This is a genomic window from Burkholderia sp. BCC1638, assembly GCF_902833195.1.
In the GTDB taxonomy this organism is placed as follows: Bacteria; Pseudomonadota; Gammaproteobacteria; order Burkholderiales; family Burkholderiaceae; genus Burkholderia; species Burkholderia diffusa.
The window spans coordinates 1-26099 of record NZ_CADFEC010000021.1 but is presented as its reverse complement, the minus strand read 5'-3'; the positions used below and the strand labels follow the sequence as shown (position 1 = coordinate 26099).

At 68.9% G+C, this 26099-nt stretch carries 19 protein-coding genes and 1 riboswitch; of the genes, 10 read left to right on the top strand and 9 right to left on the bottom strand.

Annotated elements, in window-relative coordinates:
* Positions 1 to 120 precede the first annotated feature (120 nt).
* Positions 121 to 1320 (top strand): MFS transporter, encoded by a 1200-nt coding sequence (locus tag HWX22_RS22360; protein ID WP_175909621.1) that lies wholly within the window; start codon positions 121 to 123, stop codon positions 1318 to 1320.
* 21 nt (positions 1321 to 1341) lie between these two features.
* On the opposite strand, the gene HWX22_RS22355 is transcribed toward HWX22_RS22360, so the two are convergent.
* The gene (locus HWX22_RS22355) at positions 1342 to 2523 is read right to left on the bottom strand and encodes an EamA family transporter (protein ID WP_059815837.1); all 1182 of its coding nucleotides are present in this window, start codon (positions 2521 to 2523) and stop codon (positions 1342 to 1344) included.
* Between the two features lie 495 nt (positions 2524 to 3018).
* On the opposite strand from HWX22_RS22355, the gene HWX22_RS22350 reads away from it, so the two are divergent.
* Together HWX22_RS22350 and HWX22_RS22345 are read left to right on the top strand one after the other, a co-directional pair.
* Positions 3019 to 3372 (top strand): type II toxin-antitoxin system RelE/ParE family toxin, encoded by a 354-nt coding sequence (locus HWX22_RS22350; protein ID WP_175916412.1) that lies wholly within the window; start codon positions 3019 to 3021, stop codon positions 3370 to 3372.
* On the top strand, positions 3369 to 3641 hold the full coding sequence (locus HWX22_RS22345) for an XRE family transcriptional regulator (RefSeq protein ID WP_059523570.1): 273 nt from the start codon (positions 3369 to 3371) through the stop codon (positions 3639 to 3641). Before HWX22_RS22350 ends, HWX22_RS22345 begins: the two co-directional genes overlap by 4 nt.
* Positions 3642 to 3680: 39 nt before the next feature.
* Here HWX22_RS22345 and HWX22_RS22340 read toward each other — a convergent pair whose 3' ends face one another.
* The 3 genes from HWX22_RS22340 to HWX22_RS22330 all read right to left on the bottom strand — a co-directional run bounded on the left by HWX22_RS22340 (position 3681) and on the right by HWX22_RS22330 (position 5486).
* Positions 3681 to 4469, bottom strand: coding sequence for a molybdopterin-dependent oxidoreductase (locus tag HWX22_RS22340; protein WP_175916411.1), 789 nt, complete (start codon positions 4467 to 4469; stop codon positions 3681 to 3683).
* 29 nt (positions 4470 to 4498) lie between these two features.
* Positions 4499 to 5131 carry a cytochrome b/b6 domain-containing protein gene (locus tag HWX22_RS22335; protein ID WP_059523575.1) on the bottom strand — a complete coding sequence of 211 codons (633 nt, stop codon included), beginning with the start codon at positions 5129 to 5131 and terminating at the stop codon, positions 4499 to 4501.
* 88 nt (positions 5132 to 5219) lie between these two features.
* Positions 5220 to 5486, bottom strand: a complete 267-nt coding sequence (locus HWX22_RS22330) for a pentapeptide MXKDX repeat protein (RefSeq protein WP_175916410.1) — start codon at positions 5484 to 5486, stop codon at positions 5220 to 5222.
* Between the two features lie 269 nt (positions 5487 to 5755).
* Positions 5756 to 5872: riboswitch (TPP riboswitch) on the top strand.
* A gap of 124 nt (positions 5873 to 5996) precedes the next feature.
* Between HWX22_RS22330 and thiC the strand changes: the two genes are divergently transcribed.
* From thiC to HWX22_RS22305, 5 genes are all read left to right on the top strand, one after another.
* On the top strand, positions 5997 to 7928 hold the full coding sequence (gene thiC, locus HWX22_RS22325) for a phosphomethylpyrimidine synthase ThiC (RefSeq protein ID WP_059815853.1): 1932 nt from the start codon (positions 5997 to 5999) through the stop codon (positions 7926 to 7928).
* Positions 7929 to 8186: 258 nt separating this feature from the next.
* Positions 8187 to 8402, top strand: a complete 216-nt coding sequence (locus HWX22_RS22320; protein WP_059449419.1) for a glycine zipper 2TM domain-containing protein — start codon at positions 8187 to 8189, stop codon at positions 8400 to 8402.
* 209 nt (positions 8403 to 8611) lie between these two features.
* Positions 8612 to 8860, top strand: coding sequence for a hypothetical protein (locus HWX22_RS22315; RefSeq protein WP_059523584.1), 249 nt, complete (start codon positions 8612 to 8614; stop codon positions 8858 to 8860).
* A 144-nt stretch (positions 8861 to 9004) separates the two neighbouring features.
* Positions 9005 to 9931: a DMT family transporter gene (locus HWX22_RS22310; RefSeq protein ID WP_059815859.1), complete on the top strand. Its 927-nt coding sequence runs from the start codon at positions 9005 to 9007 to the stop codon at positions 9929 to 9931.
* A gap of 438 nt (positions 9932 to 10369) precedes the next feature.
* A complete protein-coding gene (locus tag HWX22_RS22305; RefSeq protein ID WP_059815862.1) occupies positions 10370 to 11650 on the top strand; it encodes an EAL domain-containing protein in 1281 nt (426 codons plus the stop codon).
* A gap of 55 nt (positions 11651 to 11705) precedes the next feature.
* Here the strand turns inward: HWX22_RS22305 and arfB are convergent, their stop codons facing one another.
* From arfB to recC, 4 genes are read right to left on the bottom strand one after another with little or no spacing between them, the layout of a single operon-like run.
* Entirely contained in the window at positions 11706 to 12110 is a 405-nt protein-coding gene (gene arfB, locus HWX22_RS22300) for an alternative ribosome rescue aminoacyl-tRNA hydrolase ArfB (RefSeq protein ID WP_044848015.1), read from the bottom strand.
* Entirely contained in the window at positions 12107 to 14395 is a 2289-nt protein-coding gene (locus HWX22_RS22295) for an AAA family ATPase (RefSeq protein WP_175916409.1), read from the bottom strand. Before HWX22_RS22295 ends, arfB begins: the two co-directional genes overlap by 4 nt.
* On the bottom strand, positions 14392 to 18096 hold the full coding sequence (recB, locus tag HWX22_RS22290; RefSeq protein ID WP_175916408.1) for an exodeoxyribonuclease V subunit beta: 3705 nt from the start codon (positions 18094 to 18096) through the stop codon (positions 14392 to 14394). The genes HWX22_RS22295 and recB overlap by 4 nt, the downstream gene beginning before the upstream one ends.
* Entirely contained in the window at positions 18093 to 21431 is a 3339-nt protein-coding gene (gene recC, locus HWX22_RS22285) for an exodeoxyribonuclease V subunit gamma (protein WP_175916407.1), read from the bottom strand. Before recC ends, recB begins: the two co-directional genes overlap by 4 nt.
* Before the next feature lie 181 nt (positions 21432 to 21612).
* On the opposite strand from recC, the gene HWX22_RS22280 reads away from it, so the two are divergent.
* Positions 21613 to 23904, top strand: coding sequence for an FUSC family membrane protein (locus tag HWX22_RS22280; RefSeq protein WP_175916406.1), 2292 nt, complete (start codon positions 21613 to 21615; stop codon positions 23902 to 23904).
* A 301-nt stretch (positions 23905 to 24205) separates the two neighbouring features.
* Positions 24206 to 25573 (top strand): amino acid permease, encoded by a 1368-nt coding sequence (locus HWX22_RS22275; protein ID WP_059815875.1) that lies wholly within the window; start codon positions 24206 to 24208, stop codon positions 25571 to 25573.
* 159 nt (positions 25574 to 25732) lie between these two features.
* Here the strand turns inward: HWX22_RS22275 and HWX22_RS22270 are convergent, their stop codons facing one another.
* Complete coding sequence (locus tag HWX22_RS22270; protein WP_006476417.1) at positions 25733 to 25894, bottom strand: hypothetical protein; 162 nt, start codon at positions 25892 to 25894, stop codon at positions 25733 to 25735.
* Between the last annotated feature and the right edge of the window lie 205 nt (positions 25895 to 26099).

Here is a 26099-nt window from a genome sequence, read left to right as displayed (position 1 = left end):
CACGGCCGGCAGGATTCACCGTGCTCCGGTATGATCGGCAGCCTCGATCGGCGCCCGGCCGCCTGCGCAGCCGACGCCGTGCCGCGCGCCCACGCCGCCCAACTCCGTTCCGTTGCCGCCATGTCCGCCGCCTCCACCGACCGCCCGACCGACGCCGCCTCGCCCCACTACTCGCGCAGCCTGCTGTTGCTGCTCGCGACGATCGCGGGCGTGTCGGTCGCGAACATCTATTACAACCAGCCGCTGCTCGACAGCTTCCGCTCGGCCTTTCCCGACGGCGCGTCGTGGATCGGCGCGGTGCCGACCGCGACGCAGCTCGGCTATGCGGCCGGCATGTTCCTGCTCGCGCCGCTCGGCGACCGTTTCGATCGCCGCGGGCTGATCCTGATGCAGATCGCGGGCCTGTCGATCGCGCTGATCGTGGCCGCGACCGCGCCATCGCTGGCGGTACTCGCCGGCGCGAGCCTCGCGATCGGCGTGCTCGCGACGATCGCGCAGCAGGCCGTGCCGTTCGCGGCCGAAATCGCGCCGCCGGCCGAGCGCGGGCATGCGGTCGGCACCGTGATGAGCGGCTTGCTGCTCGGCATCCTGCTGGCGCGCACGGCGGCCGGCTTCGTCGCCGAATATTTTGGTTGGCGGGCGGTGTTCGGTGCATCGGTCGCGGCGCTCGTCGCGCTGGCCGCGGTGATCGTGCTGCGGCTGCCGCGCAGTTCGCCAACGTCGACGCTGTCGTACGGCAAGCTGCTCGGCTCGATGTGGCACCTCGCGGTCGAACTGCGCGGGCTGCGCGAGGCATCGCTGACCGGCGCCGCGCTGTTCGCCGCGTTCAGCGCGTTCTGGCCGGTGCTCACGCTGCTGCTCGCCGGCGCGCCGTTCCACCTCGGCCCGCAGGCCGCGGGGCTCTTCGGGATCGTCGGCGCGGCCGGTGCGCTGGCCGCGCCATATGCGGGCCGTTTCGCGGACAAGCGCGGCCCGCGCGCGATCATCTCGCTCGCGATCGCACTGCTCGCGGCGTCGTTCGTGATTTTCGCGCTGTCGGGGACGAGCCTCGTCGGGCTCGTGATTGGCGTGATCGTGCTGGATGTCGGCGTGCAGGCCGCGCAGATCTCGAACCAGTCGCGCATCTATGCGCTGAAACCCGAGGCGCGCAGTCGCGTCAACACCGTGTACATGGTGTGCTACTTCATCGGCGGCGCGCTCGGCTCGTCGGCCGGCGTCGCCGCGTGGCACGCGTTCGGCTGGACCGGCATGTGCGCGACCGGCCTGCTGTTTGCCGCGCTCGCCGGCTGGTCCCATCATCGCGGCGCACGGCGCGGCTGAACGCCGCCGCGCGCGCCGGCGTCACGCGTCGGCGCGGGACGCGGCCGGTTCGTCGGCCGGCGGAAGCGTGAATGCCGGCGCGGGATCCATGACCGCGGCCGGGTCCACGACGGCGCCCGGTGCCGGCACCGCAAGCGGTACCGCGGAAGGCGCGAGGATCGGCGCCGCGTCCGGCATCGCTGCCTGATCCGGCACGGACGCCGCCCCCGCCGCCGGTTCGGCGGCCACGGTCACCGGGGCCGATGAAGCGTCGGCTGCCGCGCGCGCCGCGGGCCGGCGCGCGGGATCGAACACGAACGACAGCCCGACGCTGCCGAGGATCGCGACCGTCGCGATCACGGTCGCCGTCGTCACGGGCTCGCCGAGCATCAGCGCGCCGAGCGCGACCGCGACGATCGGGTTCACGTACATGCAGCTGCTCGCGATGATCGGGCTCGTATGGCGGATCAGGTAGCCGTACGCGACGTACGCGGCCATCGTGCAGAACACCATCAGGTACACGAACGCGAACACCGGGCCGACCGCGACCTGCTCGATGCGCTCGCCCATCAGCCATGCGGCGATCGTGGACATCAACCCGCCCAGGCCGATCTGCAGCGACGTCGACAGGAACAGGTCCGACGGCAGCTTGAGCCGCGTCGCGAGATGCGCGCCGCCCGCCCAGAAGAGTGCGCCGGCGAGCACGCAGATCGTGCCGAGCGCCGAGTTCGCGGCGCCCGCGCCGCCCGAATTCAGCACGACGATGCCGACCATCCCGAGCGCGACGGCCGCCCACTCGCCCTTCGTCACCGGACGCCCGGCGACCGCCGCGATCACGGTCGCGAACAGCGGCACCGTCGCGACCATCACCGCGGCCGAGCCGCTGCTGACGGTGCGCATCCCGAGCGCGATCGTGCCGGACGACAGCGCGACCAGCATCGTGCCGACGATCGCCGAGTTGCGGATTTCCAGCAGCGTCGGCCATTCGGGCTTGCGCCTCAGCGCGAAGATGAACAGGCCGATCCCGCCGAGCAGGTTGCGCAGCCCCGACAGCAGCAACGGCGGGAACGACTGCAGCGCGAAATGCAGGCCGCTGTAGGTCGAACCCCAGACGAAATAGATGAATACCAGGGCCAGTGCGACACGGCCGCCGCGGCTTTGCGGCAGGCGGATCCGGATCGGCAGGCGGGCGAGGAAATCGAGGAGGCGGTCGAGCGGTGTCATCGATCAGCCCGCCCGCACGACGTGTCGCGTGCTCCGCTGAAAGACGCCGGCGATGCCGGCAAACGGCCCTGACGGGACCAGGAAGGCGGAGACGAACGTGCGGAACGACATGGCAGTGCGAACGGCGACGAATAAGAACCGGCAAGCGGCGGCAGAGGGTCAGGAAAACGTGCGCAGACCGCTTCGGTTGCGCACGCTCGGCATTATGGCATCACGGATTCGAAAGCATCATCGGACCTGTCTGAAAGGATATCGACTGACGTTTCGGCGCGACATTTTTCGGCATCCGGACGAACCGAATCCGGGGCCGGAAACGCGCTGCACAGACGTCGCGGACATCGCCCGACGCCCTTCCCCGCCCATCGCGATCGATCCATCGGCCTGACGGCCAGTCATGCATCGCGGGGGTTGCTTCGCGCTTATCGTGACGGTCGGCCTGCCGATCCGGGCGCCGACATTTTGTCCGTTCAACCCGCACACCATCCATACAAGATTTTGTATAATTCCACCATCCTTCCGCCGAAGCCGGTCGTCTTCGTCGGCAGCGCGCTGGATGCGCTTCGCGGCTTTCCGCTGGCGGCGCGCCGCGAAGCCGGCCACCAGATCGACCAGGTGCAGCGCGGCCTGACGCCCGACGACTGGAAGCCGATGCGCACCATCGGTGTCGGCGTGCGGGAAATCCGCCTGCGCGATGCGAGCGGGGCATTCCGGATCATCTATGTCGCGACCTTCGCGGACGCGATCTACGTGCTGCACTGCTTCCGCAAGCAATCGGCACGCACCTGCAAGGCCGACGTCGAACTGGCCACCCGGCGCTATCGCGCATTGACGATCGAGAGGAAACGATGAGCAACGAACGCTATACGAATGTCTGGGACGCCATCGAGGGCCAGCCGGCCGAGGCCGAGAACATGAAGCTGCGCTCCGAGCTGATGATCGCGCTCAAGCAGCGCATCGCGCAGCTCGAACTCAGCCAGGCCCAGGCCGCGAAACAGCTCGGCGTCACGCAGCCGCGCGTGTCCGATCTGCTGCGCGGCAAGATCAACCTGTTCGGGCTCGACGCGCTCGTCAACATGGCGGCGGCGGTCGGCCTGCGCGTCGATCTGCAAGTGCGCTAATCCGCGTGAAGCACGGCGGGCGCGGCCGCGCCCCGCCGCTCACGATCCGCCGAACCAGTTGTAGCCCTGATCGACCCAGTAGCCGCCCGGGTAGGTATCGGTCACGAAGATTTCCATGATGTGCTTCGGATTCTTGTAGCCGAGCTTGGTCGGCATCCGCAGCTTCATCGGAAAGCCGAATTCGGGCGGCAGGCGGCGGCCGTCGTAATCGAATGCGAGCAGCGTTTGCGGATGCAGCGCGGTCGGCATGTCGATGCTTTCGTAGTAATCGTCCGCGCATTTGAAGCCGACGTATTTCGCGTGCGTATCGGCGCCGACGCGTGCCAGAAACGCGCCGAACGGCGTGCCGCCCCAGCGGCCGATCGCGCTCCACCCTTCCACGCAGATGTGCCGCGTGATCTGCTCCGCGTGCGGCAGCGCATACAGCTCGTCGAGCGTCCACACGCGCTTGCCCGTCACCCGGCCCGACAGCACGAGCCGGTACGTCGATGCGTCGACGTGCGGCACGTCGTCGATGCCGTAATACGCGTTGAACGGGAACGGCCGCGTGATGTCGGCCTCGGTATAGGTCGGCGCGAGCCGCTCGCCGCTGAACAGCCAGGCCTGCACGCGATCGTTCATGCGCGACACCTTCTCGAGGAAGGCGTTGACCGACGCGTCGTCCTGCAGCGTGCAGCCGGTCAGCATCGTCAGGCCGCCGAGCGTCAGCACGCGCCGGTTGAAGAGGCGCCGCGACGGCATCTCGAGTTCGCGGCGCACGTCGAGCTCGAGCGACTTGCGGTCGAGCGTCCAGCTCGGCCGACCGCGGTTGTTTTCGGATTCCGACATGATGAGTTCCTTCGCCCGCGGCGTGCGGGTCAGCGGCCGCGCAGCATCGCGAGCAGCGAGCGCGGCACCAGCAGCGCCATCGCGACGTGTACGACGAAAAACGCGACGAGCAGCGACATCGCCCAGAAGTGCACGACGCGCGCGTTGTCGTAACCGCCGAACAGCTCGCGCAGCAGCGGAAACTGCACGGACTTCCAGATCGTGAGCCCCGACAGCACCAGCACGATCAGATCGACGATTGCGGTCAGGTACGCGGCACGCTGCACCGCGTTGTAGACGCTCAGGTCGTCGTGCGACAACCGGCCGCCCAGCGCCGCGCGCACGTCGCGCCATATCGACGCCGGCGTGACCGGCAGCATCTTGCGCGCGAGACGGCCCGTCGCGATCGACATCGCGAGGTAGAACAGCCCGTTGCCGACCAGCAGCCACATCGCCGCGAAATGCCATTGGAGCGCGCCGCCCAGCCAGCCGCCGAGCGTGATGCCGTGCGCGAACGTGAACGGCGGATAGATCGGCGACGCATCGTAGATGCGCCAGCCGGACAGTGCCATCAGGATCGCCGCGAGCGCGTTGAGCCAGTGGCTCACACGCACCCACAGCGGATGAATGTTGCGCGCGGGCGGCGTGGCAGCCGTGCGCCCGGCAGCGGGAACGGTTTGCATGGTGAAGACTCCCGGAACGTAGCGGCGGTGCGCGATGCACGGGCGGCCTCGTGTACCGCACGCGCGGGCCGCGCCCCGCCCGCGTCGGTCAGTTCGACGGCGCCATCTTGTCGCCCGACGTCGACTTGCCCATCGCGTCGTGCGACATCGCGTCCTTCTTCATCGCGTCCTTCTTCATCGCGTGCTTCTTCATGGCGTCTTTCTTCATCGCGCCGTCCTTCGCCATCGCGTCGTGGCCCATCGCATCCTTCGACATCGACGCGCCTTCCTTCGACATCGCGTCGTTCTGCGCATACGCACCCGTTGCGGCCATGGCGAAACCGGCGACACAGGCTGCGATCAGTACTTTTTTCATGACATCTCTCCGAAACATGGGTTTGAGGAGCCGAATAGACGGAGGACGTCGCGGGATATGACAGTCGTTTCGAGATTTTTTTTCGGGGACTGCCGAAACCGCTGCAATGCTGCACCGCGCCGTCATCGTCAGCCGGGCCGCAGGGCCGTGCGGCGGTGTCATGCATCGCGGCTTGCGCGGCGGGCGCGCCGCCCGCATTGCTGCAACTGCACCGCGGCCATCGGTCTGCCACCGGTTGAAACCGCCGCGAAGCCAGTGTATCGTGTGCGCTGCTAACGCGGGGGTCCTGCAATGCGTTCGGTCAAACAACCGGCATTGCGGGTGAGAAATACCCTTTGAACCTGATCTGGATAATGCCAGCGCAGGGAAGCGTACGGATTTCGCCGCCATCCTTCTGACGAAATCCGCCGCCTCACCAAGCCTCGTCTCCTGCTTAGCTCGAGCCCCACATTCGTCAAGGGCTCCGGGCAAGCGCCGTGGCGCCTGTCCGGCGCTCACACAGGAGATTGCATGAACGCCAATCCGAAGTTTCTGTCCGCGGACGCCCACGTCGACGCCGCCGCCGTCGCCCCGCTGCCCAATTCGCGAAAGGTTTATGTAACCGGCTCGCAGCCCGACATCCGCGTGCCGATGCGTGAAATCACGCAGGCCGACACCCCGACCGGCTTCGGCGGCGAAAAGAACCCGCCGATCTACGTGTACGACACGTCGGGCCCCTACACCGATCCGGACGCGAAGATCGACATCCGCGCCGGCCTGCCGGCACTGCGCCAGCGCTGGATCGAGGCGCGCGGCGACACCGAGGTGCTCGACGGCCTGTCGAGCCAGTACGGCCTCGAGCGCGCGGCCGACCCGGCCACCGCCGACCTGCGTTTCCCGGGCCTGCACCGCAACCCGCGCCGCGCGCAAGCCGGCAAGAACGTCACGCAGATGCACTACGCGCGCCAGGGCATCATCACGCCGGAAATGGAATACATCGCGATCCGCGAGAACCAGCGCCGCGCCGAGTACATCGAGAGCCTCAAGTCGAGCGGCCCGAACGGCGCGAAGCTCGCCGCGATGATGGGCCGCCAGCACCCGGGCCAGGCGTTCGGCGCCGCGGCCTTCGGCGCGAACGCACTCGCCGAGATCACCCCCGAGTTCGTGCGCGAGGAAGTCGCGCGCGGCCGCGCGATCATCCCCGCGAACATCAACCACCCGGAATCCGAGCCGATGATCATCGGCCGCAACTTCCTCGTGAAGATCAACGCGAACATCGGCAACTCGGCCGTCACGTCGTCGATCGGCGAGGAAGTCGACAAGATGACGTGGGCGATCCGCTGGGGCGGCGACACGGTGATGGACCTGTCGACCGGCAAGCACATCCATGAAACGCGCGAGTGGATCATCCGCAACAGCCCGGTGCCGATCGGCACGGTGCCGATCTACCAGGCGCTCGAAAAGGTCAACGGCAAGGCCGAGGACCTGACCTGGGAAATCTTCCGCGACACGCTGATCGAGCAAGCCGAGCAAGGCGTCGACTACTTCACGATCCACGCGGGCGTCCGCCTGCAGTACGTGCCGCTCACGGCGAACCGGATGACGGGCATTGTGTCGCGCGGCGGCTCGATCATGGCGAAGTGGTGCCTCGCGCATCACAAGGAAAGCTTCCTGTACGAACACTTCGAAGAGATCTGCGAGATCATGAAGGCGTACGACGTGAGCTTCTCGCTCGGCGACGGCCTGCGTCCCGGCTCGATCTACGACGCGAACGACGAAGCGCAGCTCGGCGAACTGAAGACGCTCGGCGAGCTCACGCAAATCGCGTGGAAGCACGACGTGCAGGTGATGATCGAAGGCCCCGGCCACGTGCCGATGCAGCTGATCAAGGAGAACATGGATCTCCAGCTCGACTGGTGCAAGGAAGCGCCGTTCTACACGCTCGGGCCGCTGACCACCGACATCGCACCGGGCTACGACCACATCACGTCGGGCATCGGCGCCGCGATGATCGGCTGGTTCGGCACCGCGATGCTGTGCTACGTGACGCCGAAGGAGCACCTCGGGCTGCCGAACAAGGACGACGTGAAGGAAGGGATCATCACGTACAAGCTCGCCGCGCACGCGGCCGACCTGGCCAAGGGTCACCCCGGCGCGCAGGTGCGCGACAACGCGCTGTCGAAGGCGCGTTTCGAGTTCCGCTGGGAAGACCAGTTCAACATCGGTCTCGATCCGGACAAGGCGCGCGAATTCCACGACGAGACGCTGCCGAAGGATTCGGCGAAGGTCGCGCACTTCTGCTCGATGTGCGGCCCGCACTTCTGCTCGATGAAGATCACGCAGGACGTGCGCGAGTTCGCGGCACAGCAAGGCGTGTCGGAAACCGAGGCGCTGAAGAAGGGGATGGAGGTCAAGGCGGTCGAGTTCGTGAAGACCGGCGCCGAGATTTATCACCGTCAGTAAGTCGGCAAGCGAACGCGGCGGTCCGCGCGGACCGCTTCGCCTCGTGAAGCACGGCAGGAAGCCCGCTTACGAGCGGGCTTTTTTTGCATTCGCGCGCATGCCGTGTGCCCGCCGGCGCAAGCGAAACAATTGATTACGAAACCGCTCGAGCCTTAACAAGTCCTTACAGCAGCGCCACGGGGCGACGCGTAGATTGGATTCATGCGCGGCCGTCAGGCGGCCGCGCGACCTCCGTTCACTACCACAAGGACAGCGATCATGAACCATTCGATTCGGCGTTTTGGGGTATGCGCGCTGCTCGTCGCGACGGTGGCCAGCCTTTCAGCCTGCGATTCGATGACGCGGCGCCAGCGCGATACCGCGATCGGTGCAGGTGTCGGCGGTGTCGCCGGCGCGGCGATCGGCGGCAACGCGCTGTCGACGCTGGGCGGCGCGGCAGCCGGCGGCATCATCGGCAACCAGGTCGGCAAATAAGCCGACCGGCTTACCCGGCTGCCGCGCGACGCGCGGCAAGTTCCGGCCTGACGGCGTTTCCGCACGGCGGAAGCGCCGTTTTTCATATGCGGCGCCGCAACACGCCGCAGCGGCCCGGAAATGATCCGTTACCGTTTAGCGCACCTTGTCATCGCCGCGCGGCCTAAGCTTAAGCATCTGCCGATTGCCGGCTCCGCCGGAGAGACATCATGAACAGGACCCTCGTCGCCGCGGCGCTCGCGTGCACGACGCTCGCCGGCTGTTACTACCCTTACGGCTACTATCCGTCCGGCTATTACACGGCGGCGCCCGTGCAGCCCGCGCCCGTCTATGTCGATCCGGGCCCGGCGTACTACTATCCGGCGCCCGCCTATGCCCCGGCCTGGGGCGGTTACTGGGGCCCCGCGGTGTCGCTCAATTTCGGCTTCGGCGGACGCGGCGGCTGGCACCATCACTGAACGACCGCACGGGCCGGTTCGCGGCGGAGGCCAGCGGATTTCCCCGGTTCTTGCCGGTTCTTGCCATTTCATCCGATCGTGAAACGACGGCACGGGAACGCGGTGTAAGATTCCTCGCATCCCGTCCCGTCGCCGCCACGCTCAATGTCGCCCAAGAACGCCCTTCTGCTGACCGTCCTCGCTGCCCTGTGGGGCGCGTCGTTCCTGTTCATCCGGATCGGCGTCGCCGACTTCGGCGTCGCGCCGCTGATGGCGCTGCGCGTGGGCATCGGCGCGCTGTTTCTCGCAGGCTTCGCGCTGACGCGCTTCAGGCCCGCCGAGCTCGGCGCGCAGCTGCGCCGTCGCGCGTGGCCGTTGTTCGTCGTTGGCGCGCTCAACTCAGGCATCCCGTTCTGCCTGTTCGCGTTCGCCGAACTGACGCTGTCGGCCGGCGTGACGTCGGTGATCAACGCAACGACGCCGCTGTGGGGCGCGCTCGTCGCCTATCTGTGGCTGAAAGACAAGCTGTCGCTGCCGCGCGCGCTCGGCCTCGTGATCGGCTTTGCCGGCGTCCTCACGCTCGTGTGGGATCAGATCGCGAACGCGCACGGCAGCACCGGCGCCAACGCGACCGCGCTCGCCGCCGCCGCCGCGCTCGGCGCGACGCTGCTGTACGGCATCGCGGCCAACTACACGAAGCGCACGCTCAGCGGCGTCGATCCGCTCGTCAACGCGACCGGCAGCATGATCGGCTCGACCGTGCTGCTGGCGCCGTTCGCGATCGCGACCTGGCCCGCCGCGGCCGTCAGCGCGCATGCGTGGGGCGCCGTGCTCGCGCTCGGCATCGCCTGCACGGGCATCGCGTATTTCATCTTCTTCCACCTGATCGCGCACATCGGCCCGGCCCGCGCGATTACCGTGACGTTCGTGATCCCGGTGTTCGGCCTGCTGTGGGGCGCGCTGTTCCTCAGCGAACACGTATCGCTCGTAATGATCGAAGGTTGCGCGATCGTGCTCGTCGGCACCGCGCTCGCCACCGGCGTGATCAAGCGGATTCCCGGGCTGCGCCCGCGCGGCGGCGAAGCGGCCTGAGCGGCAGGCGGGGCCGGCACCCGCCGGTGCGGGTTGCCCGCGACGCGCCGCCCCCCAATCCGCGAGCGCCGCGGGTCGACCGGTGCGCGACGGCGCATAGCGAATTTCGCCTGATGGCGATGCAACCGCCCGGCTTTGCCGCTTTGCCGCATTCTTCGCACGCGATGCACGCGGCATATTTGGAGCCGTCGCCGCATACACGGCCGGTGGTCCTTGCGTATCACGCGCCGGGCGGGCGGCCCCTTCCAGCCGTCGGTGTAGCGTTTGCGTCTGGAGTTACCCTGATACGCGCGCCGCACCATTCCCGTTACACTCGGATCACTCATCCGCAGAAGGCGGTTACGATGCACCACGTTCTTTCGCGTCCACCTGCGCGTGCGACGGCTTCTGCGTGGCGCGCACGATACCGCCCCCCGATCGCCCCAGGGCACCGTTGACATGAAGCCCTCCCGCGACCTCTCGCTCGACTCCCTGCTCGAACGCCTCACGCCGACGCCCAGCGGCTGGATCGCCACCTATCGCGAAACGACGCTGCGCAGCGTGTTTCAACCGGTGCTGTCGATCACGCACAAGCGCGTGGTCGGCTACGAAGCGCTGCTGCGCGTCGTGGACGAGAACGGCGCGCTGGTTTCGCCGGTCGCGCTATTCGACAGGACGCGTGCCGCTGCCGACGCGTTGCTGCTCGACCGGCTCGCCCGCTGCCTGCATACGGCCAATTTCGTCGCGCAAGGCATCGGCGACGGCTGGCTGTTCCTGAACGTGACGCCGCGCGTGCTCGATTCCGGCCTCGTGCAGCGCGAATTCGTCGAGGCGCTGTGCCGTCATTTCGCGCTGCCGCCGAACCGCATCGTGCTGGAAGTCGTCGAGCAGCCGGCGCGCGATGAAGCCGCGCTCGCCCGCACGATCGACATGATCCAGCACCGGGACTTCCTGATCGCGATCGACGATTTCGGCACCGGGTTCTCCAATTTCGACCGTGTGTGGCGCGCACGGCCCGATATCGTCAAGCTCGATCGATCGCTCGTCGAACGCGCGAACGCGTCGGCCGACGATCGCCGCATCATGCATCACCTGGTATCGATGCTCCACCAGGCCGGCGCGATGGTGCTCGCCGAGGGCGTCGAAAGCGACGACGCGCTGCAGACGCTGATGGAGGCCGATATCGATTTCGTCCAGGGTTTCCAGTTCGGCCAGCCCGACGCATCGATCGCGCACGCGAGCGCCGCGGCGCCCGCGATGCTCGACGCCGCGTGGCAACGCTACATCGCCCACCGGCATACGCCGGCGATCGCCGAGCAGCCGGGCTTCGACGCGATCGAGCGGCTCGTGCTCGCCGGCGCGGCCGCGTTTTCCGCGAGCGGCAGCCTGCAGGACGCCGCGCAGCGCGTATTCGTGGTGCCGGCCGCACGCCGGGTGTTCGTCACGGACGAGATCGGCGAACAGTTCCTGCCGTCGATCGGCGCGCGTCCCGAGGACGGCCAGACGAGCGGCACGCGACTCTCGCCGCTGTTCCCGGAGACGCACAGCAACTGGTCGCGGCGCCCGTACTTCCAGCGCGCGATCGCGGCGCCGGGGCGCGTCGCGCTCATGGGCCCGCACTTCTCGCTGACCGAAGGCCGCGATTGCTACACGGCAGCCGTCGCGATTCGCGCGCAAAACCGTCTCGTCGTGTTCTGCGTCGACTTCGTGCTCGACAGCGCGGGCACCGTGATGCGGTAGCGCATACGGCGGCACGACGCCGCCCGCCATGCAGGCCGGCCGGCGATTCGTTTCATCAGTCGATCACCTTCCCTCTTCCGGACTTCACCACGCTGCGGCGCGACTTGTGTTCGAGCCGCCGCTCCTTCGATGCGCGTGTCGGCCGTGTCGCGACCCGCGCACGCGGCGTGAACGCGACGCTGCCGATCAACGCATCGAGCCGCGCGAGTGCTGCCTCGCGATTTTTCTCCTGGGTGCGGTATTCCTGCGACTTGATCACGACGATGCCGTCGCGCGTGATGCGCTGGTCGGACAGCGCGAGAAGCCGTTCCTTGATGACGGGCGGCAGCGACGACGCGCGGATGTCGAAACGCAGATGAATCGCGCTCGACACCTTGTTGACGTTCTGGCCGCCGGCGCCCTGCGCGCGCACGGCGGTCCATTCGACTTCGGCCGGATCGAGCGTGTAGCGGATCATCATCGCGACGTCTCCTTGCGGCGCCGCGCGAGCGCCTCGTCGACGCGGGCCGCCAGGCCCGAATCGCGTTGCGTACGTGTCGCGACCGCCTGCGCCAGCACGCGCCGCGGGCCGATCACCTGCACGCGCGTGCGCGCACGCGTGACCGCGGTGTAGACGAGTTCGCGCGTGAGCACACGGCCGAACGATGCCGGCAGCACGAGCGCGGCCTCGTCGAATTCGGAGCCCTGCGACTTGTGGACGGTCAGCGCGAACGCCGTTTCATGCGGCGGCAGCGCCGCGGGCGACACGGCGCGCGCGGTGCCGTCCGCGCGGCGGAACCATACGCGCAGCACGCCCTGCGCGTCCGGCAACGCGATGCCGATGTCGCCGTTGAACAGCCCGAGCGCATAGTCGTTGCGCGTCACCATGATCGGCCGCCCGGTGAACCAGTGTGCGCCGACCGCGAGCGGCACGCGCGCGGCATGCCGCACGTGCGTGGCCACCAGCGCATTGACGTGCTCGGCGCCGCGCGATCCTGTGCGCGTCGCGCAGAGGATCCGGAAGCGGTTGAGCGCATCGAACAACGGCAGCGGATCGGGCGCCGGCCCGGACAACGCGGTGCGCAACGCATCGAGGTACGCGCCGAACCGGCGCGCGAGCCGCTCGACCGTTGACGCCGCAAGCGTCTCGCCCGCGTCGTCGTGAAACGACGCGGCAGCGGCATCGTCGGCCGGCAGCGCGTCGAGCGCGCCCTGCACGTCGCCGCGGCGGATCGCGAGCGACAGGCGGCCGATCGGCGAATCGAGACCGAAACGGTAATTGCGTTCGAGCCACACGACGCAGTCTGCGAGCGGTGCGGGCGACGCGGCGGCGATGTCGTCGGCCACCGTTGCAACAGTCGACACCCGTGTTGCCGAACCTCCCGCGTGGGCCTGATCGAGCGGCGTGAGCTCGACGGCGTCGAGCCATGTGAGTTCGTCGGCCTCGATCCATGCAGGATCGGTGGCCGCGGATGCGCTAGCGAGGTCTGTCGGTGCAGGTGACGACGGAGCGGCCAGAGGCACCGCATCAGCCGGGGAAACCGCTTCGTCCTGCGGGTCGTCATCGAACAGCGACGCCTGTCGCGTATCCACGTTGCGCCGTGCGGGCGGCTTGCGCGCCGCGCTCGCCGACAATGGCGCGGAAGCCGGGGCCGGGGCTTGAGCCGCAACAGCAACCGCCCCCGCCACTTCGCCGTCCGGCACCGGCAAGGCCGCGACGAAAGCCGCTTCGTCGATCCCGAGCGCATCCGCGATGCGCGTGCGCGCAGCGGCGGTGAACGTCGGCCGTGCGCTGAGTTCGGCGAACACGGCGCCGGCTTCGACCGCGGCAAGCTGATCCTTGTCGCCGAGCAGCACGAGCCGTGCACCCGGCGCGAGCGCATCGAGCAGATGCGCGGCGAGCGCGACGTCGATCATCGACGCCTCGTCGACCACGATCAGGTCGTACGGCAACGGATTGTCGCGCTGATGGCGAAAGCCCGCCGCCCCGCCGCCGCCGAGCAGGCGATGCAACGTGTACGACGTGTCGGGCAGGCGCGCGGCAAGTTCCGGCGGCAGGTCGCCCGCCCGTGCGTGCAGCGCTTCCTGCATCCGCTGCGCGGCCTTGCCGGTCGGCGCCGCCAGCGCGATGCGCAGCCCCGGATGCGCGTCGAGCAGACAAGCCAGCACGCCGACGACGGTCGTCGTCTTGCCGGTGCCGGGGCCGCCGCTGACGATCGTCACGCGTCCTGTCAGCGCAACGATCGCCGCGACGCGCTGCCAGTCCATTTCGCCCGTCGCGGGCCCGAAGTAACGCGCGAGACTGTCGCGCAACCGGTCGGGCGACAGCACGTCGCCCGGCGCGGCGACGCCGGCCTGCGCGACGAGCGCATCGGCGAGCCGCCGTTCGTAGTCGAAATAGCGCGACAGATACAGATGGTCGTGCCGGTCGACGATCAGCGGCCGCTCGTCGCCGCGCGCGAGCGTGCCGAACGCCACCACGCCGCTTGCTGCAAGCGCCGCGCGCACGTCGTCGACCGGTTCCTCGTAGCGCTGCGCGAGCGCGCCGAGCGACACGCATACGTGGCCGCCCGCGGTCGCCCGGCTCGTCGCGAACGCGGCACGCGCCGCCCAGCGCGCGGCCGCGGCCGGCGCACCCGCACGGCGCGACAGGTCGCCGATGCGTCGCGCGAACCCTTCCGCGAGCGCGATGCCGAAATCAGCCGGCTCGGGCAGGCGCGCGACGAGGCCGCCGGTGAATTCGAGCGTATCGTCGGACACGTTCATGTGCGGCCCCCTTCCATCATCCGGTCGAGCGCGTCGACGAGTTCGCGCGCGGGCCGCCGCGCATGCACGCCGGCCGGTTCGCCGGCACTGCGCCAGTCCGGCCGCACGCCACGCACGAACAGGTACAGATAGCCCGCGATATGCGTGTCGTAGTCATAGTCGGGCAGCCGCCCGCGCAAATAGCGATGCAGCGCAACCGTATAGAGCAGCGCCTGCAGGTGATAGGCATGATCGGCCATCGCGACGTCGAGCGCGCGCGGGCCGTAAGCGTCCGGCGTATTGCCGAGATGGTTCGACTTCCAGTCGACGATCCAGAAGCGGCCGTCGTGTTCGACGATCATGTCGATGAAACCCTTGATGAAACCGGCGAGCACGCCAGCGTCTAGCGCAACGTCCGGATAGCCGTGTGCGACCAGCAGCCGGCGCAGCGCGCCCAGCTCGAGCGACGGCGCCGGGAACAGGAAACCCATTTCGTCGAGCCGCTTGGCGGGATCGAGATCCGCAAGCCGCATGCCCGGCACGAGCTCCGTGCGCACGACATCGTCGACGAGCCGCGCCATCATCGCGGGCAGGCGCGTCGCGAGTTCGGGCTCGGCCTCGACTGGCCGGTCATGCAGCGCGCCGAGCGCCGCCTGGTGCCATGAATCGGGCTCGGTGAACCGACTGAGTTCGAACAGGCGGTGCAGACACTCGCCCGCTGCCGCGCCGCGCGGAAACACGAGGATGTCGTCGTCCGGCGGCTCGACCGCGACGGTGTCGTCCACGGCAAGCGCGCCGTCCGGCGCGACGGCGGCAAGCGCATCGTGATCGGGCCGCAGCTCGTCGTCCGGCACGACCGCGACGCCCGCCTCCTCGCGCGCCATCGACGCGGTCAGCGAACTGAAGCTCGCCATCCGCCACGCGTCGCGCAGCACGCGCGTCGCATGGCGGGCGGCGAGCGTCTGCGATGCATCGTGGCCGGCAGCCAGCCGCTCACGGCGCGCCGGCACCGGCAACGGTGCAACGCTCACGGGTCCACCGGCGAGCGCTTGCCACGCAGCATCGAGCACCGCTTCGTCGGGCGGCTCGTCGAGCCACGCGTCGAACGACTGGCCGGCCCCGGCCACGAGCCAGTTCAGCACGCTGCGCCGCGCCTCGCGGGTCGAGCGCGACGACAGATAAAGCCCGGCGACGAGATAGCACCGATAGACCGCGCGCGTGAGCGCCACGTAGACGAGCCGCGCGCGTTCCGCCGCCTGCTCGCGCAGCGCCTGGCGCGCGGCATGCTCGGCGGCTTCGTCGTCGCACCCGTAATGCAGCACGGCGTCGCCCGCATCGTCGTGATACTCGCGCGCGTCGGGCAGCGCCGACGCGGGCGGCTCGCGCAGCCCGCCGTCGTTCAGGAACGGACAGAACACGACCGCGTATTCGAGGCCCTTCGACTTGTGCACCGTCACGATCTGCACGAGGTTGCGATCGGACTCGAGACGCAGCTGCGCTTCCTCGCCGCCGCCGTCGAGCCGTTGCGCGGCGAGCCAGCGCAGCGTCGGCGCGATGCCCGGCTGCGCGGACGCGCGCGCCTGCGTCAGTTCGGCCAGATGGTTGATGTCGGTCACGCGGCGTTCGCCGTCCGCGCCGGCCATCAGCCGCTCGGCGATCCGCAGCTCGCGCGTGAACGTGCGCCACATCACCGCGAAGCCGCGTTCGCGCCACAACAGCCGATAGCGCGAGAAGCGCTCGACCCAGCTCATCGCGTCCGCGCTGTCGGCCGCTGCACGCGACACATCGCCGTCGCCCTGCTCCATCCGCCACAACGCCCCGGCATCGAGGCCGAACCAGTCGGCGGCCAGCGCCGCGCGCAAGCGCCGCAGGTCGCCCGGCGCATCGATCGCCGCGAGCACGCGCTCGAGCTGCTCCGCATCGCCGGTCGAAAACACGGACGCCTGCGCGAGCTCGACGCTGCCGATGCCCCACGTGGCAAGCACGCGCTTCACGAGACTCCCCTGCCGGTGCGTCTGCACCAGCACCGCGATGTCGCCCGGCGACAGCGGCGTATCGCCGAGCCGCACATGTCCTTCGCGCGCGCCGCGCATCAGCCGGGCAATCTCGGCCGCGCACGCCTGGGCGGCCTGTGCCTGCGCGTCGCGCTTGAGCAGCGTGCCGTCGCCGCCCGGCAGCGCCCAGATCCGGAAATCGCCGCCCGGGGCCGGGTCGGCGCCGTCGACGAACGGTGCACGCACGCGCGTGCCGGCGCGCACCGCGTAATAGTCGAGCCCGTCGAGCACGAACGCGCGCGGGTTCGACATGAAGAAGCGGTTGCACGCATCGACGATCGCCGGCGTCGAACGCTGGTTGACCGCGAGCGTATAGCACGCGCTCGCGCTTGCCCGCGCGGCGAGATACGTATGCAGATCCGCCGCGCGGAAGCTGTAAATCGCCTGCTTCGGATCGCCGACGAGAAAGAGCGGCCCGCCCGGTGCGAAAATCCGGTCGAAGATCGCGAACTGCAGCGGGTCCGTATCCTGGAATTCGTCGATCAGCGCGGCCGGATAGCGCGCGCGCAGCGTCTCGGCGAGCCACGGATGCGCATGCAGCGCGTGATACAGGTTCGCGAGCAGATCGTCGAACGACACGACGCGGCGCGTACGCTTGCGTTCGGCCAGCTCGCCCGGCGCGGTGTCGAGCCAGTCGGCGACCAGCGCGAGCCAGCGCGCGCGCTGCGTGGCCTCGGCGGCGGCCACCGCCGCTTCGAGCGCGTCGGCGACGTCGAAGAATGGGTGTTCGGGGGTCGCGCCACCCTTTTTCGTCGCCTTCGCGAGCGCCGTGCGCGTGAGCTTGAGCGCCGCCTTCGGCAGCGCGGCGGCGGCATTGCTTTGCGCGAAATGCGCGGACCACGCGCCGAGCGCATCGGCGACGGCGTCGGGCTTGTGCGAACGCTGATTGAGCACGGGCTGCGCGGTGCGCAGCAGCGCGTCGATCGCCTCCCGCTCGTCGGCCCACATCCGCGCGGCCTCCGCGAAGCATTCGACGGCAGCGGCCTCCGCCGAGGCGTCCGGTTCGACGACGCCGTCCCAGCGTAGCGCGGCGAGCGGCTTCTTTAGCCGCCGCGCGAGCTGGGCGTCGAGCGCGGCCGGGCCCGCGCCCGAATCGACGAGCCACGTCGCGAAGCCGGGCCAGCGCGCGGCCATCGGCTCGACGCGCGTGCGCCAGAAGTCCGCCGCGAGCTCGAAGCGCAGCGCCGCATCGTCGGCCTGCATCTCGAACGCGAACGGCATCGCGGCCGCGAACGGCGCTTCCTGCAGCGCACGCTGGCAGAACGCGTGGATCGTGTGGATCGCCGCCTGGTCGAATGCGCGCAGCGCGCGCCGGATCCGCTTCGCGGCGGTCTCGGGGTCGAGCGCGCCGGCTTCGCCGAGCGTCGTCTCGAGCAGGCGCGCGACGAACGGATCGCCGCCGTCGTCGCCGGTATCGAGCGCATGCGCGAGTTGCGCCAGCCGCCCGCGGATCCGCTCGTGCAGCTCGGCCGTCGCCGCCTTCGTGAAGGTCACGACGAGGATTTCATCCGCGCCGAGATCCTTCTCCAGCAGCAGGCGCACGTAAAGCGCACAAATATTCCACGTCTTGCCGGTACCGGCCGACGCCTCGATCTGGTTGACGCCGTCGAGCGGACACGCGAAAACATCGAGTTCGAGCGCCGCCTGCGGCTGGGATGCGGCGCTCATGCGACCTCCTTCAGATGTTCCAGCATCGGCTCGAACACGAGCCGCGCGAGCGTGCCGAACGGCTCGTCGAGCGAAGGATGCGCACCGCGCCATGCGATCGCGATCGCCGGATCGTCGGCTTCGCTCACCACGCGCTCGTTGATCCAGACGCTCGCCGCCTTCGCCTCGCCGTCGGAAATGCGCGCCCACGCGCTGCGCGGGAAGAACCGCAGCGGCATGCGCCGCCCCGCGCGAAACAGCGCGGCGAGCGGCGCGAGGCGCTCGAGCGGTGCCGCGACCGGCGTGAGCTCGAACGCGCCGCCGCTGCCGAACCACAGCGTGCGGCGCGGACCGTCGGGCTCCACCGCGCAGTAGACGAGGTGCGCGAGCCACGCGGACAGGTAGTCGCGCGCGCTCGGCCGTGCATAGCGATAGATGATCTGGCCTGCCGGCGTCAGCCGGTTCAGCATGCCGTGCAGTTCGAGCGGCGCACTCACCGCATCGCTCGACAGCATCGCGTCATCGGCACCGAACAGCGCCTGTTCGGTGTCGGGCCAGGCAGGCGCGATCGCGAGCGTGAACGGCCGCCGTTCCATGCCGTCGGCCAGCGCACGCCGCACGTTCGACGCAAGCTGCGTCATCGAGCCGAGCGCCTGGTCGCGCCAGACCGCGCCCGTCGCGCCGCCCGGTAGTTCCGGGCTGGCGTCCGCGATGCGCAGCGCATGATCGTGCACGCCGCCTTCGTCCGATTCGATCAGGAGCGGCAGCACGCGCTCGGCGAGCGCGTCGCTGCCCGCAAAGTCGAGTGCGAATGGCTCTGTGTCGAGCAGTTCGGCCTGCGCGTCGGACAGCACGATGCCGAGCCGCGCACGCAGCAGCGCGCGGGCCGGATGCCGCCAGAACCGTTCGAATTCGCTGAACGCAACAGGTTCGACCGGCTCGGCCGGCAGCGGCTGCGTGAAGAACGGCTGCTCGCGCGTCGCGTCGCGCGCGGCTTCGGCTGCCAGCAGCGACGCCAGCGTCGCGCGCTCGGCGTCGTACGAAGCCAGTTCGCTGCCGGGCCGGAAATACTCGGCCGCGAACGGTTGCAGCGGATGTTCGACGATGAACGCGCGCCGCGCGGCATCGACCGCGTCCGGTGGGGTATCCTCGCCGGCCGTGACGAGCGCGAGATGGTCGAGCAGTTCGTCGACGAGCGCCGCGGGCGGCAACGGCGCGTTGTCGCGAATGCTGCGCCCCGTATAGGCAATCAGCAGCCGGTCGCGCGCGGCGAGCAGCAGGTCGAGGAACAGGTTGCGTTCGTCGTCGCGACGCTGCCGGTCGCCGAGCTTCGGCAACACGGCCATCAGGTCGAACTCGTCTGCGCGCGCGAGGCTAGGCAGCACGCCGTCGTCCATGCCGAGCAGGCACACGACGCGGTATGGCAGCCCGCGCAGGCTCGTCAGCGACGAGAACGTGACGCCGCCCCACGGCACCCCGCCGCGCGCCGGATCGTCGAGCGCGGCTGCCAGCCCCGCGCGGACGACGGCCGCGGGCAACGCTTCGTCGGGCGCGCCTTCCGTCATCGCGGCCAGCATCGCGTCGAGCGCGTCGCGCACGCCCGAGAGCGCATCGGCATACGCGGCACCGGAGTCGAAGAACCGCGCGAGCGTGTCGGCGAACAGTTCGCTCCATGCGCGTGGCGTGTGCGCGTCGGCGAGCCGTCGCGAGAAGCCGTCGAGATCGTCCGTGAAGCGCGCGAGCCGGCCGAGCAGTTCGGCCTCGCTGCCGGTGGCCGCCTCGATCGGCAGCCACGCGCCGACCGGTGCCGCGCCCTCGGGCATCGCATAGCCGAGGAAGAGCCGCGCGAGCGCATCGGAAAACGTATGGCGCGGCGCAGGCACCGCCGCATCGTCGCTCACCGTCGGCGACAGCCCGCGCCGCGCGCCGGCGGCCGCGAGCCAGGTCTGAACCGTCTCGAGCGCGGTTGCGTCGATGCCGTAACGGGCCGCCACCGCGTCGACGCGCAGCCATTCGACCAACTCGGGCGCGCCGACCTGCCGTTCCGGCAACGCGAGCCATTCGAGCAGCACGCGCGCGACCGGGTTCGCCTGCGACGGCGGCAGGCCGGTGATCCGGTAAGGCACGCGCGCGCCGCCGGCGCCCGCGGTGCCGAACACGGCATCGATCAGTGGCCCGGCCGCCGCGAGATCGGCGACCGCCACGAGCACATCGGACGGCTGCAGCGTCGCGTCCGCATCGAACCACGCGAGCAGGCGGTCATGCAGCACCTCGAGCTGGCGCGCGAGGCTGTGGCATACGTGCACCTCGATCCCGCGCTCGGCCGGCGCTTCGCCGAGCTCCGCCTCCGGTTGCAGGTCGAGGATCGCATTCTGCACGCGCGCGAGCCAGGTCGGCGCGGGATTCCCGACGAAACGCGACGCATCGCCCGACGCGGCGCTTTCAGTCAGTTCGTGCAGCATGTGCAGCTGCGCCTGCGTCTGCCGGCCCCACTCCGCGAGCAGCGGATGGCCGACTTCCTGATAGTCCAGCCGGCCGGCCGCGTCGAGCGCCTCGGCATGCGCGGCGGTGACGATGTCGAACCAGAATTCGCGGCACGGATTGAGCGCATAGACGCGCACGTCGATCCAGCGCGACAGCTCGCGCAGCAGCGCGACGTGCAGCGGCGGCATCGTCGGCAGCGCGAACACGCTGACCGATTCCGGCCAGTCGGCACGCGCGACGGTTTCGGGATCGAGGTTGCGCGCCTCCACGAGGAAGCGATGCGCGGGCGGCGTGCCGCTGTCGCTCAGCTCCGCAAGCAGCGCGCGCCACAGCGCCGCCTGCCAGTGCTCGTCGTCGCGTGCGGCATCGCTGATTCCGCGCGGCGCGACGTCGCCCGCGAGCACCGACTCGCCGGCCTGCCATGCGGCCAGCCATTCGGGCCGATAGGTCAGGTAATGATCGAGCACGGCCGCGACGCGCTGTGCGAGCTCGTAGCGCATCGCGTCGTCGGACGCGGACAGATACGCAGCCAGCCGCGGCGACGCGAGCCACGGCGCGCCGCTCGCGCGCTGCGCGAACAGCCGGTAGCAGCGCCACACGAGGCGGTCCGGTGCGAACGGCGAGCGGGCGGGCACCGTCAGCACGCGGCCGATCTGCGCCCACAGCCATTGCGCGAGATACGTAAACTCGACGTTCGCGCACACGCCGTGGCGCACGGCGATGTCGAGTTCCAGACGGCGGCGCAGCGCCGCGCTCGGCACGATGACCTGTTGCGGCGCCCACGGGCCGTTGCGGGCCGGAAACGCGGCCAGGTCGTCGAGCAGCGCGTCGGCCAGCGTTTCGTGACGGTTCGAATAGAAGAGATGGAGCATGAAGCGGGTGTCGGAGCCTCGCGCCGGCCAAGCCGTGCGAACGGGAGCACCAAGGATAGCAAAAGGACCGTCGCGGCGAACCTCGTCCGAAAGGCCAGGTTTTGCGGACCACGAAATACGATAGACTCGTCGCCAGTCAATACGCCGCCCCGGGCGTCTTCGTCTGTCATTCAGCCCATCGATGCGCTATTCGGTCGAAATCAGAAAGTTTTTCTACAGCCAGTACTTTTTCGGTGGCCTGCGGATCGCGGTCGGCGTATCGCTGCCGGCCGTGCTGTGCCTGATCGTGTTTCACAACCGGGAGCTCGGCTTCACGATCTCGACCGGCGCGCTCGGCGCGTGCGTCGTCGACATGCCGGGCCCGCTGAAGTACAAGCACAACGAAATGCTCGCGTGCAGCGTGATCGGCTTCCTGGCCGCGCTCGCGACCGGCCTCGCCACGCCGAACATCTTCGCGTTATGGCTGACGATCGTGCCGCTCACGTTCGTGCTGTCGCTGATCGTCGTCTACGGCAACCGCTGGCCGCAGATCAGCTTCGCGACGCTGTTCATGATGGTAATGACGCTCGAGGAGAAGTTCACGCCGCTGCAAGCGTTCGTCAATGCCGGCTGGATTCTCGCGGGCGGCCTCTGGTACACGTACTGGGCGACGCTCGTGTCGCAATGGCAGGCGCGCCGGATCGAACAGCAGGCGCTCGCTGAAAGCCTGTTCGCGTGCGCCGACTACCTGCTCGCGCGTGCGCAGTTCTACGATCTCGATGCCGATCTCGACGAGTGCTATCGCAATCTCGTCGCGAAGCAGATCACCGCGGTCGAAACGCAGGAAACCGCGCGCGACATCGTGCTGCGCAACCTGCCGAAGCTGCGCCGCGGCAAGCTCGACCCCGGCCGTACGACGATGTACAACCTGTTCATCAACAGCGTCGACCTGCACGAGCTGTTCGTCGGCGCGCACACCGACTACCCGCTCGTGCGCAACACGTTCGGCGGCTCCGACCTGATCATTTTCTATCGCGACCTGATCCGCAAGGCGGCCCGCGACCTTGAGGAAATCGGCCTCGCCGTGCTCGAGAATCGCGCGCCGCATTCGCGAATCAGCGTCAAGGCCGAACTGCGCGCGATCGAGTACGAGATCGAGCTGATGCGCAAGAAGAACTTCCCCGCCACCAACGCGGAAGCCTACGCAGCCGTGCTCGCGACGTTCCGGCGCATCTGGAGCGCGACGCGCCTGATCGACCGGATGCGCCGCAACCTGTCGGGCCATGCCGACCCGCAGCAGACCGAACTGAAGATCGACAAGGCGCTCGCGCGCTTCCTGCAGCGGCGCCGGATGTCGCCGCTGCTGATCTTCTCCAACCTGAACATGCGCTCGCCGAGCTTTCGCCACGCACTGCGCGTGACGATCGCGGTCGCGGTCGGCTTCTGGCTCGGCCGGCTGCTGCCGCTCACGAACGCCTACTGGATCGTGATGACGACCATCATCATCCTGAAGCCCGGCTACTCGCTCACCAAGCAGCGCAACGCGCAGCGTATCGTCGGCACGTTGATCGGCTGCGCGGCGAGCATTGCGCTGATCTACACGGTCAAGGAGCCGCACCTGCTGATCGCGATCATGTTCGGGTCGATGGTGATGAGCTACAGCCTGCTGCTGTTCAACTACGCGGCGAGCGTCGTGTTCACGTCGTCTTACGTGCTGCTGATGTTCCACCTGCTCGCGCCGGGCAGCATGCGGATCATCGGCGAGCGCGCGATCGACACCGTGGTCGGCTGCATGATCGCGATCGCAGCGAGCCGCCTGTTCCCGTACTGGGAATACCGGCTGATGGGCAAGCTCGTCACCGACATGCTGACCTCGACCCGCAAGTATTTCGAGGCCGTGTGGCGCGCCGGGCGCGGCGTGTCGCCGCCGCCCGTGCCGGCCGCCGACGGCGCAGCGGTCGTGCCGGTCGTCGCCGCGGCGATCGAGACGCCGGCCACCGCCCTCGACGACGACTACCGCTACCGCCTCGCACGCAAGGACGTGCACATCGCGTTCGCGAACCTCGGCCAGGCGTTCCAGCGAATGATGATCGAGCCAAAGGCGCACCAGCGCTTCGTGCCGGAGCTGAACGACCTGCTCGTGCAGACGCACGTGCTCGGTGCCCAGATCACAGCCGCCGCGCCGCTGATCCGCAGCGCGTGCGCGGCCGACGAGAACATCGTCCACGACGATGCGTTGCGCCGCGGCCTGTCCGCCGTGCTCGAGAACCTCGAGAAGGCGGAAGCCGGCGAGCCGCCGCCGGCCGACCAGCTCGACACGACGAAGCAGATCACCCGCGACCTCGACGCAATGGTCGTGTCCGCGGAAAAATCCGACGCGGTGGGCGCCGAGCTCACGCACGACCTGAAGGTGCTCGCGCACCAGTGCAAGCAGATGCTCGCGTCGTCGCTGCTGATTCGCAAGGACGCGAGCGTCATCCGCCTGCCCGCATGAGGCCCTGACGTCGTTCCGCCGCCGGCCGCCCGCGCACGCACGCAAGCGGGCCGGCCGGCGGCGCTCCCCGCTCCCGCAACTCCCTCCCGAAGCATGACCCGCACGCCACATACGGCCGACGCGTCCGCCGCGCGACGGCCCCACCTCCGATTACACCGGTTGCGCCAGTCAGGGAATACCCGATTCCGGTCGCTGGCTCCGGCTTGTTATCATTCCGACATCTTCAAGTTGTATATACAACTTGAGCCAACCGGGCCGGCCCCGTTCGCCCGGTCCGTCGCATAACGATATCGGAGACTCGATGAAGAACTTGCAGCGCCATCTGAGCGCGCGGCACATCCGCTTTCTCGCGCTGGGCTCGGCGATCGGCACCGGCCTGTTCTACGGCTCGGCGTCCGCGATCCAGCTCGCGGGCCCGGCGGTAATCCTGGCCTATATCCTGGGCGGCGCGGCTGTCTACATGGTGATGCGCGCGCTCGGCGAGATGGCCGTGCGCGAGCCCGTCGCCGGCTCGTTCGGCCACTACGCAACCGAAAACCTCGGCCCGTTCGCGGGCTTCGTCACCGGCTGGACCTACACGCTCGAAATGGTGATCGTCGCGATCGCCGACATCACGGCATTCGGCATCTATATGGGCTTCTGGTTTCCGGATGTCCCTCAATGGATCTGGGTGCTCGGCGTCGTCGCGATCATCTGCGGGCTGAACCTGTGCCATGTGAAGGTGTTCGGCGAGCTCGAGTTCTGGCTGTCGATCATCAAGGTCGGCGCGATCGTCGCGATGATCGGCGGCGGCGTCGCGATCCTGCTGACCGGCATGCATTTCGGCCATTCGGCCGACGTGCCGACATTCGCGAACCTGTGGAACCATGGCGGCTTCTTCCCGAACGGGATCGGCGGGTTGATCGCGTCGCTGTCGGTCGTGATCTTCGCGTACGGTGGCATCGAGGTGATCGGGATGAGCGCCGGCGAGGCGAAGGATCCTGAGCGCGTGATTCCGCGCGCGATCAACGCGGTGCCCGCGCGCATCCTGTTGTTCTACGTGCTGACGATGGTCGTGCTGATGTCGATCAGCCCGTGGACGGGCGTCGGCAGCGACGGCAGCCCGTTCGTGCAGATCTTCTCGGCGCTCGGCGTGAAGTCGGCCGCGACCATTCTCAACCTCGTGGTGATCAGCGCGGCCATCTCCGCGATCAACAGCGACATCTTCGGCGCGGGCCGGATGATGTTCGGGATGGCGCGGCAGGGCCAGGCGCCGCGCGTGCTGATGGCGACGTCGCGGCACGGCGTGCCATGGGTCACGGTGCTCGTGATGGCCGGCGCGCTGCTGATCGGCGTGCTGCTCAACTACCTGATGCCGAAGGACGTGTTCCTGGTGGTCGCGGCGATCGCGACGTTCGCGACCGTGTGGGTGTGGCTGATGATCCTGCTGTCGCAGGTCGCGATGCGCCGCCGCCTGTCAAGCACGGAGGTCGCGGCGCTGAAGTTCAAGGTGCCGTTGTGGCCCGTCGCACCCGCGCTGACGATCGCGTTCATGGCTTTCGTGATCGTGATGCTCGGCTGGTTCGAAGATACGCGCGTCGCGCTTTACGTCGGCGCGGCATGGCTCGCGCTGCTCGCGCTCGTGTTCTACGCACGAATCCGCCCGAAATTTGCGCCTGCGTCACGTTGACGCGCGACTGACCTTCCACGCGGCGCGCGGGCTTCGGCGCCCGCATCTATCGCGGCGCGACGCCTCGCGCCGCCCACCGCTTCCACTCTTCCTGCCGTTCCTGCGCATCGCTGGCGGCCCGACCGGGCCGTGCAGCGATCATGCGCATCCGCGCCGGAGTCAGTGCGACGCGGCGCTCGCGGCCTCGGCCGGATGGGCCTCGTCGTACGCGTGCTTCTGCGAGATCGCGTTATACAGGATCGTCCCGATCACGAGCAGCACGGCCACGACGATCAGGATGCTCACGTTGCGGACAGGGTTCTTCTTGCGCTGATCGTTCATGGTCGGTACGGCTCCGTCGATTTCGTTGAAGCGGGCATTCTACGCGCTTGCGCCTGCGCTGCGACGCCCCGGTAGCCACCCGTTACTATCTTCGTGCCCCGATAATCGGGGCTTTGGCCAGCCAGGCCCGGCATGATTCTCGCCCCCAGTCGCAGTCATGATCCGGGGGGTGTTGTCACCGGGCCTGGTGGGTGGCTGGTGATCG

What these genes read in the sequence shown, in the direction of transcription:
- HWX22_RS22360 (WP_175909621.1), top strand. Translation starts at nt 121, where the DNA reads ATGTCCGCCGCCTCCACCGACCGCCCGACCGACGCCGCCTCGCCCCAC.
- arfB (WP_044848015.1), bottom strand. Translation starts at nt 12,110, where the DNA reads ATGATGATCCGCTACACGCTCGATCCGGCCGAAGTCGAATGGACCGCC.
- HWX22_RS22270 (WP_006476417.1), bottom strand. Translation starts at nt 25,894, where the DNA reads ATGAACGATCAGCGCAAGAAGAACCCTGTCCGCAACGTGAGCATCCTG.
- HWX22_RS22275 (WP_059815875.1), top strand. Translation starts at nt 24,206, where the DNA reads ATGAAGAACTTGCAGCGCCATCTGAGCGCGCGGCACATCCGCTTTCTC.
- HWX22_RS22355 (WP_059815837.1), bottom strand. Translation starts at nt 2,523, where the DNA reads ATGACACCGCTCGACCGCCTCCTCGATTTCCTCGCCCGCCTGCCGATC.
- HWX22_RS22320 (WP_059449419.1), top strand. Translation starts at nt 8,187, where the DNA reads ATGAACCATTCGATTCGGCGTTTTGGGGTATGCGCGCTGCTCGTCGCG.
- HWX22_RS22345 (WP_059523570.1), top strand. Translation starts at nt 3,369, where the DNA reads ATGAGCAACGAACGCTATACGAATGTCTGGGACGCCATCGAGGGCCAG.
- recC (WP_175916407.1), bottom strand. Translation starts at nt 21,431, where the DNA reads ATGCTCCATCTCTTCTATTCGAACCGTCACGAAACGCTGGCCGACGCG.
- HWX22_RS22305 (WP_059815862.1), top strand. Translation starts at nt 10,370, where the DNA reads ATGAAGCCCTCCCGCGACCTCTCGCTCGACTCCCTGCTCGAACGCCTC.
- HWX22_RS22310 (WP_059815859.1), top strand. Translation starts at nt 9,005, where the DNA reads ATGTCGCCCAAGAACGCCCTTCTGCTGACCGTCCTCGCTGCCCTGTGG.
- recB (WP_175916408.1), bottom strand. Translation starts at nt 18,096, where the DNA reads ATGAGCGCCGCATCCCAGCCGCAGGCGGCGCTCGAACTCGATGTTTTC.
- HWX22_RS22315 (WP_059523584.1), top strand. Translation starts at nt 8,612, where the DNA reads ATGAACAGGACCCTCGTCGCCGCGGCGCTCGCGTGCACGACGCTCGCC.
- HWX22_RS22280 (WP_175916406.1), top strand. Translation starts at nt 21,613, where the DNA reads ATGCGCTATTCGGTCGAAATCAGAAAGTTTTTCTACAGCCAGTACTTT.
- HWX22_RS22340 (WP_175916411.1), bottom strand. Translation starts at nt 4,469, where the DNA reads ATGTCGGAATCCGAAAACAACCGCGGTCGGCCGAGCTGGACGCTCGAC.
- thiC (WP_059815853.1), top strand. Translation starts at nt 5,997, where the DNA reads ATGAACGCCAATCCGAAGTTTCTGTCCGCGGACGCCCACGTCGACGCC.
- HWX22_RS22295 (WP_175916409.1), bottom strand. Translation starts at nt 14,395, where the DNA reads ATGAACGTGTCCGACGATACGCTCGAATTCACCGGCGGCCTCGTCGCG.
- HWX22_RS22330 (WP_175916410.1), bottom strand. Translation starts at nt 5,486, where the DNA reads ATGAAAAAAGTACTGATCGCAGCCTGTGTCGCCGGTTTCGCCATGGCC.
- HWX22_RS22335 (WP_059523575.1), bottom strand. Translation starts at nt 5,131, where the DNA reads ATGCAAACCGTTCCCGCTGCCGGGCGCACGGCTGCCACGCCGCCCGCG.